The sequence below is a fragment of the Niastella populi genome (assembly GCF_002078015.1).
GTDB lineage: Bacteria > Bacteroidota > Bacteroidia > Chitinophagales > Chitinophagaceae > Niastella > Niastella populi.
Genome location: NZ_LWBP01000243.1, coordinates 104,017 through 116,310 on the forward strand (window position 1 = coordinate 104,017; position 12,294 = coordinate 116,310).

The following is a 12,294-nucleotide window of genomic DNA, read 5'->3' on the forward strand; positions in this document are numbered from 1 at the left end:
ATGAAAAAAACGATAAAAACAAAAATCAATCATCATGAAGAAAATGTTTATTGCGGTTCTTTCGGTTGCCATAGCTGCACAGGGATTTGGGCAAAGCGAAAAGTTTACAAAGGCAATGACCGCCGCCATCGCTAAATGGGATTCGGCAAAAACCGCTGACGACATGCAGTCGATCTCAGCTACTTTTGAGCGTATTGCCGATGCTGAAAAAACACAATGGCTGCCCTATTATTATGCTTCGCTCAGCCAGGTAATATATGGTTTTATGAAAAACGATATGGCAAACAACGATGCATTTGCCAGTAAAGCGGAAGCCCTGCTTACAAAGGCCGACGGGTTGCAACCGGATAATTCCGAGATCAGTTGTGTAAAGTCAATGATAGCAACAATGCGCATGCTGGTAAACCCGCAGGCGCGCTGGCAGCAATACGGCGCCACCATTCAAACAGAGCTGGAGAATGCAAAAAAGCAGGACCCTGCCAATCCAAGACCTTATTATTTGCAGGGGCAGAACCTGCGCAATACACCCGAGCAGTTCGGCGGCGGCTGCAACAGCGCCAAACCTTTGCTTGAGGAAGCGGTGAAAAAATTTGAAGCATTTAAACCTGCTTCTGCCATAGCGCCCAGTTGGGGGAAAGCCGAGGCTGAAAAAGTGCTGGCTACCTGTAAATAAGCAAAATGGTTCACACATCGATGCAACGGTGTGTGAACCATTTTCTTCTATATAAACGCAGCGGCAACAGTTTTCGCCGCGCGAACATTTAACCAAGGTTCCTGTTATATGGAAAAAGAAACAAGTTTTTCGCACGCTGAAAGTTTAGCTCTTATTGAGTCTATGATCAACCGGGCTACCAACCGTTTTAATGAGGACGGTTTTTTGTATTTATTATGGGGCTGGGTGGTATTTCTTTGCAGCGTAAGCGAGTTTATTTTACTACAGGTACATTTCAAACAGCATTATCTGGTATGGTCGCTTACGTGGGTGGCGGTTATCTTTCAGATCTTCTTTCTGCGTAAAAAGCGGCGAAAACAAACCGTGCGAACCTATACCGATGATATTGTGAAATATGTATGGTTAACCTTTGTCATCATCATGTTCCTGATGGCGGTGGTCATTGGCTACATTCAGGGAAAGGAGTATTATAAGCTCATCGATCCGTTGTTCCTGGCTATATATGGTATGCCCACATTTTTGTCGGGCGTAATTTTGCGTTTTAAACCGTTGATGGCAGGCGGCATAGGTTGCTGGTTCCTGAGTGTTCTATGTACTATAATACCACTGGAATACCAGTTGTTGCTGGTGTCGGCGGCTATGATAATCGCATGGATCATTCCCGGATATTTATTACGGATGAAATTCAGAAAAGCGAACAATTAGCGGCACTGACCGTGTTAATATAAAGGCATCAATTAAAGGTTGAAAGGGATTGCAATGGAGTTTAAAGATCTGGATCCGATATTACATTCCCAACTGCGGCTGGCGGTTGTTTCGCTTCTCATTAGTGTGAAGGAGGCAGAGTTTACTTTTATTCGTGAAAAGACCAATGCAACGGCCGGTAATTTAAGCGTGCAGATAAACAAACTGAAAGAGGTTGGATATATTGAGGTTGTGAAACAGTTTAAAGATAATTATCCGCAAACCATGTGTAAAATAACCCCGGCGGGTGTTGCCGCGTTTGATGAGTATGTAAAGAATTTACAAACCTACCTCGGGGTAAAAATAAAATAACCCCCACCTTTTTGCAAAAGCAGGGGTTGCTTACCTGTGAAACCAAATTTATTCTTTGATCAGTTTAACCATCATGCGTTCCTTGCTGTTGACCGTAACATCGAGCGTGTAAGCGCCGGGTTGCAGGTTGCTGCTTCCCTCCATTATAAAATTGTTGGCTCCTGCATCGGCTTTGGACGTTTTATTCATCACAATAGCGCCATCGGCATTTAATATCTTAAGGGCAACATAGCTGCTTGAATTCAACTGCGCGGTTACCGAAATATCATTCTTTGCCGGGTTGGGTGTAACACTCACCATTTTCACCGCAAGCGTATTGTACACACGCACTACCAATAGCCGGCTTGTTGCTACTTTACCATTAATATCAACCTGCTTCAACCTGTAGTACAGATCTTTTTTCAGTGCCGTATTCTTACCAACTTCGTCGTTGAACGAATATATTTTTCTTTTGGTTGAAACACCTTCCGATTTAATTGTTCCGGCGGTATGCCATTTGCGGCCATCGAGGCTTCTTTCCACCTCGAAGCGGTCGTTATTGAATTCGTAGGCGGTGGCCCATTTCAGCATTACATTACCGCCATCGTTATACAGCCCCGCGAAATCGTTAAGGCTTACCGATTCATCGGGAAAACTGAGCTTCACTTTTGCATCCTGTGAGCAAAGGCGGCCGTAACCGTTGTCGCAAACTTTATATGTAAAAGTGGTTGAGTTACCGCTAAAGCCCGGGTTGGGCGTGAATATAAAACTGCCATCGCCGCGCAACTGCACTTTCCCATCGGGTGAATTGCTGATGAGGTAAGCGTTGAAATAATCACGGTCTGCATCGCGGTCATTTATGGTAACCTGTCCGGTTGCAGTACGATCGGGGAAACCGGTAAGCTCATCATTCACTGCAACAGGTGATGTATTGCAGCCTTCGCTATAGTGTAACCCGGCAGAAACAACCAGTTGATCGATGGCAATGCGGGTATTGCCGCCGGTACCCTGGTAGTTCAGGAACACTTTATATACACCCGGTTGTAAGTGCATAAATGTTTTGTTGTAATTGTACATCGATCTGGCAATGTTGGGGCATTCAAAGCTATCGAGCCGGTTTACGATGATATTGTTGGGATCGGTTAAATAAACCTTTATCCACCGGCGGGCGCCTTTTTCAAAAGGCTGATCGAATTGCCAGTTGAACGAAACGTTTACCTGATCGGTTACATCCAGTACCGGCGTATAAATACCGGTGCGTGCATTGGGCGAAATTACCGGCCCCGGCACCAGCCAGCCATCGTTTTCCGCAGTGGCGCGGGTGATGTCGACGTCAGACAGTGACCAGCAATGATTTTGTAAGTATCCTTTCACTTGCGTGAGAGCAACACCGTTCCTGGTGTCGAAGTTTTCGGTAACCTGGGCCCTGGTTCCGGAAACCAGCAGACCGGTTACTATCAGTAGGCATGAGATGCGCTTCATTATTGAAAGTTTCAGCGTTAAATAATAGATACGCCAATGCGGTTTGTAAATGAGCCGGCATGGGTATTCAAAGGCAATGCGTTGTTTAAAGGATACAAACGATCACGGGAGGGTAATACGAACACGAGGAAATTACGTAGGAATTGGAAAGTATTTATACGATAAAATGCAGTTCAAAGAAGATTAAGACCGTCGACTGTTTCATCTGAACTCTGCTATCATTCAAATAGTCAGCGGCTTATGTAGGTCTTTGGAATTTTTTGCAGGCAGAATTTTAATGATCTGCGGGCTACGGAATTGTCAGAGGATGTATAGGGACCTTACAAATGTAACTAACGGTTTTGTCTTTTGCAAGCAGGACCACATAAAAAAATATTTTGGTTAAATCGGTCTTAATAATAGCCGGTGCCAACTATATTTTTCAGGCCCGAACCAATTCGGGTTGTAATTTGTACAACTTATTAATACGTATGTCTGCGATCATAAATGTCAGTAATTTAAGCAAGCAGTATCGTGAGTTGAAGGCGGTGAATAATATCTCGTTCACTGTGAATGCAGGCGATATATATGGTTTTCTGGGGCAGAATGGCGCCGGTAAATCCACCACTATACGCATGTTGCTAACACTCATTGAGCCAACAGCGGGGAACATAGAATTGTTTGGTAAAAATCTATATTCCCACCGGAAGGAAATATTGCGTCAGATAGGCGCTGTAATTGAAAAACCCGATCTGTATAAATATCTTACCGCATATGAGAACCTTTCGTTGTTTGCGAAAATGAGTGGCGCAACGGTCACTGAAAAAAAACTGAATGATCAGCTTGAGCAGGTAGGGCTTTCGAAACGGGCGCACAGCAAGGTGAAAACCTTTTCGCAGGGGATGAAACAACGCCTTGGAATTGCGATTGCCCTCATACACGATCCGCAGTTGATAATACTCGATGAGCCAACCAATGGCCTCGATCCGCAGGGTATTGCAGATATTCGTAATTTGATCCTGCACCTGAGCAGGCACCAGGGAAAAACCATTCTGGTATCATCGCATCTGTTACATGAAATAGAATTGATAGCCAACCGCATGCTCATTATAGACAAGGGTGAAAAGGTAATGGAGGGAACTGTTGCCGAACTGGTTGACCCGGCCAACACCATCGTGCATCTTGAAGTTACCAATGCACGGGAAATGATGGCCTGGCTGCAAAACAGCCGGTGGAAGGCAGGCCTGCAGGCACAGGAACAGAATAAAAATGTTATTCTGCTGCGTATGAATAAAGCGCAGGTGCCTGAGTTAACAACCGAACTGGTAAATGCCGGCGCAAATATCATGTCGCTACAACCGCAGAACTCCCTGGAATCTTATTTTCTGTCATTAACAACCGAAAACCGGCATGTGGACACTTTTACAAATTGAGCTTTTCAAAATATTCAAACGGCCGCGTACTTATATTGCTTTTATTGCCATTGCCGCTATCGTTACGTTAATTCAGCTGGCCCTGTACCTCGATGGTAAAACCTATGTGGGTTTTATGCTTCAAAGCATAGAGCGCTTCAATGTGGAAGGCAAGATCCTCAATGGGTATTTTGTATGTTATTTTATTCTGCAAACGCTGCTTATTCATGTGCCGTTGCTGATAGCGCTGGTTGGTGGTGATATGATAGCCGGTGAGGCGAATATGGGCACCTTGCGCTTATTGATAAGCAAACCCATCAGCCGCTCCGCTTTGCTGGTAAGTAAATTCCTTGCCGCTTCCATCTATACTTTATTGCTGCTGATATGGATGGCCATTCTGTCGTTATTCCTTTCGCTGCTGATCTTTGGTTCAGGCGACCTCATGGTGTTCCAAAGCCAGGTGATCATTCAGATACCTGCTTCGGATGTATTCTGGCGTTATATAGCCGCCTTCGGTTTTGCCGCCATTGCCATGACAACGGTAGCGGCCCTGTCGTTCTTTTTATCGCTGTTTGCCGAGAATTCAATTGGCCCCATTGTGGCAGCTATGAGCATCGTAATTGTTTGTACCATTCTTACCACAATGGACCTGCCATTGTTTTTAACAATGAAACCATACCTGTTCACATCGCATATGCTGGGGTGGAAGGGATTCTTCGATATTCAGGCAACCACCGGCAACAGTGCCGTGCCGGGCAGCATCCAGAACCTGCCGGGGATACTTCGATCGGCATCTATACTGGTAGTGCATATCATACTTTTTGTAACCGCAGCTGTTGTCATATTCAGAAAGAAGGATGTGCTTTCGTGAACGACGTGTGCCACACTTTCAAAGTGTGGCACACGTGTATTATGTATTTTCGGCAATCGTAAAATGGAAAGTACTGCCTTTGCCGGCTTCCGATTCTACCCATATTGTGCCGCCGTGCAGTTCAACTATCTTTTTACAATGCGCCAGCCCGATACCCGAGCCTTCATACACCGAGCGATTGTGTAACCGTTGAAAGATGATGAATATGCGTTGCTGGTATTGTTTTTCTATTCCAATACCATTGTCGCGGAACCTGAAATGCCAGTGACTGTTTTCTTTCGATGTTGAGATGTCGATATGAGGGGCAACACCTGGTTGCTGAAATTTGATCGAATTGCTGATGAGGTTTTGAAATAATAGTTTCAACTCTGTTGGGAATGCGTTTACCACCGGCAGTTTCTCTGCGGTGATAACGGCTTTGTTTTCCTTTATTACTTTGGCCAGATCGGCCGTAACTTCAGCGAATGCGGTATTGCAGTCGACCGGTTCAAATTGTTTTTCGCGGCCAATGCGCGAGTAATCGAGCAGGTCTTTGATCAGCGTTTTCATTCTATCCGAAGCCTGTATCACGTAATCGATATACCTGTTGGCGTTTTCGTCGATCTTACCGTAGTATTGTTTGCGAAGCAGCTCTACAAAGCTGGAGGTAGTACGCAAAGGTTCCTGCAGGTCATGCGAGGCTACATAAGCGAATTGTTCCAGCTCCTTATTCTTGATCTCCAGTTCGGCGGTTCGTTGTTTTACTTTTTTCTCCAGTGAAAGGTTAACGTCCCTGATCTCTTTTTCAAGGCGTTTCTTCTCCGAAATATCCCGAATGGCGGCCGTTACCAGTAAACCCTCTTCGGTTTCGAGCGGGCTTAAACTTATTTCCACCGGAAATTCTTGCCCGTTCTGGCGGCGGCCCAATAATTCAAGCCCAACCTCCGTTGAACGAACGCCGGGAATATCATAAAACAATTTTCGTTGTTCGTTTGGCGCAGAGCGAAACCGTTCGGGTAACAATAACTCTACATTATAACCGATAAGCTCATTCTTTTTATACCCGAAAATAAGTTCGCATTTATTATTTACCAGTTGAATGGTGCCTTTTTCACCAACGATAAGAATAGCGTCGGGGGCGCTTTCAAGCAGGCCTTTGAATTTTTGCTGGGCCTGTTCAATTTCCCTGATGCTGCGTTCCAGTTCTTCGGCCATACTGTTGAAGTTATGAGCCAGGATGCCTATCTCATCTTTTGAGAATGCCTTTGCTTTGCGATTGAATTCTTTTTTTGCAACCGCCTTGGCCGATTGCAGAATTTCGTTCAATCCTTTCTGTATGTTACGGCTTACTATAATAGCCAGTGTCAACCCTGTTACTTCAACCGAAAGGGCTATGGCAAATAGTAATTTCAGAACCAGGTTTTCGAGCCAGCGCGATCCTTCGCCCAGGGTATAGGAAAAGTCATCTTCAAGTTTTGTAAGGCGGGCGTTCAACGGATCGATGGCCGCAATAATGGCGTTGATCTTTTCGGGCGAAGGGTTGGGCGAGTTGATCTCTGCATGCAGTTGTTCACCAATGGGAACAAATTCGGCCACCAGCGGATCGGCCTTCGACCAGATCTCGATGGCTTTATTGATATACGATATACGGTTGAAGCGGGTGAAAAGCGTTATCATACCGTCTACATCTTCAGGATGGTTGCGGCCTTCTATAAAACCCTGGCGGGCAATATTCATGTCGGGGTTTGCTTTGGCAAGTTCAACCAGCGTTTTATGATCGCCGCCGGGCACCTTCATAAACTCCTTGAACTTCTCGTAATCGGCTTCATTATGCGTGCGGCTGTATGTTAACAGCTGGTACATGGCATCTTTTTGCGCTTTTGACCAAAGGCCTTCCCCGCTTACATATGCGCGTACAGATGAGAGCGTATGAATTGAAAATACAAGCGCACCTAACTCAAGGGCGATAAGGGTGGCCATCAGGCCCACCGTTAAGTATAATTTTTTGGCAATGGATATATCCTTAAACCACTTGAAAAGCGATCCCCCTTTCATTGTAATATCTTGTTTTTGTTACCCGTATATGGGTAGATCAATGGCAACAACGGAAAGAACACGCATTCTGTGCGTTCAATTTGCCTTTTTTGATTGGTTGAATGTTTGCCTGGGAATACAGTTCTGCTACTAAACGGAGCCCTGGCAGCGAAGCTGGCTGCCTGTTTGGGGAAGGTAAGAAAATTTTTTAGGACTGGAAGTCGATCGGGATTAAAAAAGCCCGGAAGCGTGTTCCTGAATAGGGAACTTCTTCCGGGCCGGAATGAAAAGCCTGCGTGTAATATTTAGAACCCGTATTTGGTTACGCCGGGTATGGGAACCGGGTAGTAACCTTCGTCGTTGGGTAATATAGGTGGTGCTGCATTGAAATCATATGTCTGCGGTTGCAGATTAAGGGGTGAGTTCAATGCTTTTTCCCATTCAACTACCTGGCCCGTATATGTTGCCATACGGCCAAGTATAGAGGTCATGGTGCTTTTGGCACCCCATTCGGCATCGTCAAATTTGTATTCACCTTTGGCAATAGCCGCAAACAATTCATCGTGTTCTGTCTGGTACGGGTTGTTTTCGGTTTGCTGGTCGAACTGGTATAATACTTTACCCTTATAATCGGTGATCTTGCCTGCGCCGCATTCTATTTTTCCTTTGGTGCCAACGATCAGTTCGTCAACTTTACTCATAGTGCCCGGAATATGGCGGCACTGGCTGTTGAGCACGGAACCATCGGCATAGGTAAATTCAACATAATGGTGATCGAATATTTCGCCGTGTTCTTTGCCTTTGCGAACCTGCCGGCCGCCCATGCCCTGCGCTTTAACAGGCGTACCTTCCTTGAACCAGTTCACTACATCGATGTTATGAATATGCTGTTCGCAGATATGATCGCCGCACAACCACACAAAATAGTACCAATTGCGCATCTGGTATTCCATTTCGGTTTGATCGTACTGACGTTTGCGAACCCAAACGCCGTCATTGTTCCACCAGGCCTGGGCCGAGGTGATATCGCCAATAAGTTTTTTACGTTTGAACAGTTCGCGGTATGAGTTCTGATAATGGCGTTGCAGGCCAACTACCACGTTCAGTTTCTTTTGTTTGGCTGCTTCTGCCGCTTCCAGCACTTTACGTACACCGGTGGGGTCGGTAGCCACTGGTTTCTCCATAAAAACATGTTTGTTTTGTTTTATGGCCTCTTCAAAATGAAGGGGGCGGAAACCGGGCGGCGTTGCCAGAATTACCACGTCGGCCAGGGGAATGGCTTTCTGGTAAGCATCGAAGCCGGCGAATTTTCTTTCTTCGGGAACGTCGATGCGTTCTGCCAGGTTGATGCCGCTGTTTTTTGAAGTTTCGGGTGCGGTTAAACGTTTATAACTTCTGTCTAAATTATCACGAAAGGCATCGGCCATGGCAACCAGCTTTACATTTTGCTTGCTTAGCAGGGCTTGCATGGCAGCTCCGGTACCCCGTCCGCCGCAGCCGATCAGCGCAACTTTTATGGTATCATCGGCACCGGAAAAATAGTTAGCTCTCGAGAGAAGTGGAGCGGCAAGTAATCCTCCGGCCAGCCAGGTAGTTTGTTTTACAAACCGGCGGCGAGAAGCGGCAAGGTTGTTAGATTGTTCAGTGCTCATTTGCATCAGTTTTAGTATAACAAAATCAGGATCCCTATAATATGACGAGCTAACGCATGGGTGTTACTCGTGGCAATATTTCTTATAAAAGGCTTCTGCTTCTGCAGCAGTAGGAGCCTGTAACGGGCGAACGACGCGGAAACCTACGGCCATGCCATCAGTAAGCCACCATTTGCTTTTGGGCATCTGCGGGTCGCGTTTGTTCCATGACGGATCGGAGGCCCGCCGGGTTGCACATCGCAGCGCATCGGCCTTATCTAAATAGCCGCCGCCGCGAACTGCGCGGGGATACGTTTCCGTAGGCATTACCGTGGGGTTGAGCGCGGCATCTCCGATCGTAGAAAAATAATCTTCCCTGTACTGATCGAGTGTCCATTCGCCCACGTTGCCCAGCATATCATATAACCCCCAGGCATTTGGTTTTTTCTGTCCGGTTTTCTGGTACTTCCTGTTGCTGTTATCGGCGTACCAGGCGTACTCTTTCAATTGTTTGACATCGTTACCAAAAAAATAAGCGCTGGTGCTGCCGGCCCTGCAGGCATATTCCCATTCAGCCTCTGTGGGCAACCGGTAGAACACACCTGTTTTTTTATACAGCCAGCGGCAATACATCATAGCGGTATACTGCGACATACTGTTTACCGGGAAACCGCCCTGTTTACCCATACCCCAACTGAGGTCGATATATTGCGGGGTTGGGCGGGTAACTGCATCAACTTCCGAATCGCGCGGTGTATTTTCATCGTTGAAGAACAACAAAAATTCATCATAGGTAACTTCTTTGGCGCCCATCCAGAAGGCGTCGAGCTTAACTTGTTTAGCAGGGCCCTCTGCTGGTTTACGCCCCGCTTCCGAAGCCGGACTGCCCATGGTAAAACTGCCTGCCTGTACAGGCACCATATTAAATGATACCGAACTACCGGGGATCGACTGGTCATAGGGCGAAAAAGCATTTGAATTACTGGTTTGGGCAACGGCGCCGGCGCTACCCAACAACAAAGACATTACAATTTGTATTGATTTCACAAGGCGATCTTTTGATGAAAGAAATGGAAATTAGGAAATTAAAGCATTCCATTTACAGGTTGTACCCTGATTAGTTTTGGAAAACGTTTGCGAAAAGCGCTAAACATTTAAGCTGAATGGGAAACCCCAACGCAAAATGCCGAAGGTTTGTCATTGCCGCAGGCGCATTGCCCATTGGCTATCGTCACTTGTCCATTGCCTTTTGCTTATTGCTCCCTGCCAATTGATACGCCCTTCTTATAAGTCGTTTAGACGGGCATGCACCCCTAAACCGTTACGCGGTGTTTATTTTTTTGTTTTATCAGGGCATTGCGCGCTGCTAAATATTATTATCTATAAATTTAAACACTAAATGCGCTGATAATGAAAAGACGATCCTTTTTGCAACAAACTGCTTTCACCGGTGCCTCATTGATCACTGCTACCGGATTTAGCGCTGCTGCTGCACCGGTATATAAACAACCTGTTCCCGCTGCGGATAAACCTTTTAATTTGAACTATGCTTTTCATGATGGTATGTTTAAGAGCCATGCCGGTAATGACATCATCGATCAGATAAAATTCGGGTACGACCATGGTTTCCGTTCTATTGAAGACAATGGGATGATGGGCCGCACTCCCGAAATGCAAAAGAAAATAGGCGATACCCTGCAAAAGCTGGGTATGAATATGGGTGTATTTGTGATCACTTCAGACAATTGGCACTGGAAAACCACCCTCACCACCGGCAAGCAGGAATGGATCGATAAAATGATCAGTGACTGTAAAAAGGCTGTTGAAGTTGCCAAACGGTGCGGCGCCAAATGGATGACCGTTGTGCCGGGTAATTTCGACAGATCGCTTTCCCTGGATTATCAAACCGCAAACGTAATAACCGCCCTGCGTAAAGGCGCTGCCATTCTTGAACCGCACGGCCTGGTAATGGTGCTTGAAATGCTGAGCGACAATTCCGACCTGTTCCTTCGTCATTCCGACCAGGCGTATATGATCTGCAAAGCTGTGAATAGTTCTGCCTGCAAAATGTTGTTCGATATGTACCATATGCAGCGTAACGAAGGCGATATCATCAACAACCTTAATAAATCCTGGGATGAGATCGGTTATCTGCAAATAGGCGATAACCCCGGAAGGTATGAACCCGGTACCGGCGAAATGAATTACCTGAATATCTTCAGGCACATTCATAGCAAAGGGTTTAAGGGCATCCTGGGCATGGAGCACGGGAATTTTCAGCAAGGAAAGGAGGGGGAGATTGCTCTCATAAAAGCCTACCGCGATGCCGACAGTTTTCTGTAAGGCTTCGTTAAATTCATTTGGGGCCGGGGGGCGAGTAGTAAATTTGCAGAATGAAAATATTGGGTATGATACCAGCCTTTCCCGCCTGTTTATTGGTGCTGTTCCTGTTGCCTGCTTTTGCAAGCCGGGCACAGGACGCCAATGCCCTGATAACTAAAGTAAAAGAGAAGCTGGCGATTGTTACCGACTACCAGGCCGAAGGAGTAATGAAAACTGATGTTTCGTTTATGAAAGTGCCTGAGTCAAAGGTGACCATATATTATAAAAAGCCCGATAAATTCAAGATCAAAAAACAGGACGGTATTTCCATTGTTCCAAAGGGTGGGGGTAATATAAACCTGGCGGCTTTATTTGAAGGGAATAATTATACCGCCGTACCGGCCGGCAAAGGAACAGTGAACGGCGCAGCGGTGACCATCATTAAATTATTACCGCTCGATGAAAAAAGCGATGTTGTGGTTTCTACCCTGTATATAGATGAGAAAGACGCGCTGGTGAAAAAGGCTATCATTACAACCCGTGAGAACGGCACCTACGAAATGGAAATGCAATACGGTAAGTATACCAGCCGCGGCCTGCCCGATACCATCACCTTCCTGTTTGCCACCAAAGATTATAAACTACCCAAAGGCCTTGCCTTCGATTACGATGCAGGCGAACAAAAACCAAAAGCCAATACAGCGAACGGCAGTCAAAAAGGTAAAATTCAGATCTCCTATACCAGCTATAGCATCAACAAAGGATTGTCGAACGATCTCTTCAAATAAGGTTTATAATAACATTCAACATGGATGTTTTAAAGTGCTATTGATTTATATCAAATAGTTTTTTGTTGATAAAATTCATATTGGTGAT

11 protein-coding genes are annotated in these 12,294 nt (G+C 45.9%); 7 read left to right on the forward strand and 4 right to left on the reverse strand.

The features are described from left to right. The first annotated feature begins 34 nt into the window (after positions 1–34). The 3 genes from A4R26_RS31440 (at position 35) to A4R26_RS31450 (ending at position 1,729) form a co-directional block, all read left to right on the forward strand. On the forward strand, positions 35–673 hold the full coding sequence (locus A4R26_RS31440) for a hypothetical protein (protein ID WP_081170649.1): 639 nt from the start codon (positions 35–37) through the stop codon (positions 671–673). A gap of 108 nt (positions 674–781) precedes the next feature. Beyond that, positions 782–1,378, forward strand: coding sequence for a hypothetical protein (locus A4R26_RS31445; protein WP_081170651.1), 597 nt, complete (start codon positions 782–784; stop codon positions 1,376–1,378). A gap of 54 nt (positions 1,379–1,432) precedes the next feature. Then, positions 1,433–1,729 (forward strand): winged helix-turn-helix domain-containing protein, encoded by a 297-nt coding sequence (locus A4R26_RS31450; protein ID WP_081170653.1) that lies wholly within the window; start codon positions 1,433–1,435, stop codon positions 1,727–1,729. A gap of 48 nt (positions 1,730–1,777) precedes the next feature. Here the strand turns inward: A4R26_RS31450 and A4R26_RS31455 are convergent, their stop codons facing one another. Beyond that, positions 1,778–3,190 carry an Ig-like domain-containing protein gene (locus A4R26_RS31455; protein WP_081170655.1) on the reverse strand — a complete coding sequence of 471 codons (1,413 nt, stop codon included), beginning with the start codon at positions 3,188–3,190 and terminating at the stop codon, positions 1,778–1,780. 470 nt (positions 3,191–3,660) lie between these two features. Between A4R26_RS31455 and A4R26_RS31460 the strand changes: the two genes are divergently transcribed. Next, positions 3,661–4,602 carry an ABC transporter ATP-binding protein gene (locus A4R26_RS31460; protein ID WP_081171016.1) on the forward strand — a complete coding sequence of 314 codons (942 nt, stop codon included), beginning with the start codon at positions 3,661–3,663 and terminating at the stop codon, positions 4,600–4,602. Next, the gene (locus tag A4R26_RS31465; RefSeq protein WP_081170657.1) at positions 4,580–5,452 is read left to right on the forward strand and encodes an ABC transporter permease; all 873 of its coding nucleotides are present in this window, start codon (positions 4,580–4,582) and stop codon (positions 5,450–5,452) included. The genes A4R26_RS31460 and A4R26_RS31465 overlap by 23 nt, the downstream gene beginning before the upstream one ends. Before the next feature lie 39 nt (positions 5,453–5,491). Here the strand turns inward: A4R26_RS31465 and A4R26_RS31470 are convergent, their stop codons facing one another. The 3 genes from A4R26_RS31470 to A4R26_RS31480 form a co-directional block, all read right to left on the reverse strand. Then, positions 5,492–7,486 carry an ATP-binding protein gene (locus A4R26_RS31470; protein ID WP_081170659.1) on the reverse strand — a complete coding sequence of 665 codons (1,995 nt, stop codon included), beginning with the start codon at positions 7,484–7,486 and terminating at the stop codon, positions 5,492–5,494. A gap of 284 nt (positions 7,487–7,770) precedes the next feature. After that, positions 7,771–9,117 carry a Gfo/Idh/MocA family protein gene (locus A4R26_RS31475; protein ID WP_081170661.1) on the reverse strand — a complete coding sequence of 449 codons (1,347 nt, stop codon included), beginning with the start codon at positions 9,115–9,117 and terminating at the stop codon, positions 7,771–7,773. Positions 9,118–9,180: 63 nt separating this feature from the next. After that, a complete protein-coding gene (locus A4R26_RS31480; RefSeq protein ID WP_081170663.1) occupies positions 9,181–10,143 on the reverse strand; it encodes a formylglycine-generating enzyme family protein in 963 nt (320 codons plus the stop codon). A 363-nt stretch (positions 10,144–10,506) separates the two neighbouring features. Between A4R26_RS31480 and A4R26_RS31485 the strand changes: the two genes are divergently transcribed. After that, positions 10,507–11,439 carry a hydroxypyruvate isomerase family protein gene (locus A4R26_RS31485; protein ID WP_081170665.1) on the forward strand — a complete coding sequence of 311 codons (933 nt, stop codon included), beginning with the start codon at positions 10,507–10,509 and terminating at the stop codon, positions 11,437–11,439. A 65-nt stretch (positions 11,440–11,504) separates the two neighbouring features. Then, on the forward strand, positions 11,505–12,206 hold the full coding sequence (locus A4R26_RS31490) for a LolA family protein (protein ID WP_242675068.1): 702 nt from the start codon (positions 11,505–11,507) through the stop codon (positions 12,204–12,206). The last annotated feature ends 88 nt before the right edge of the window (positions 12,207–12,294 follow it).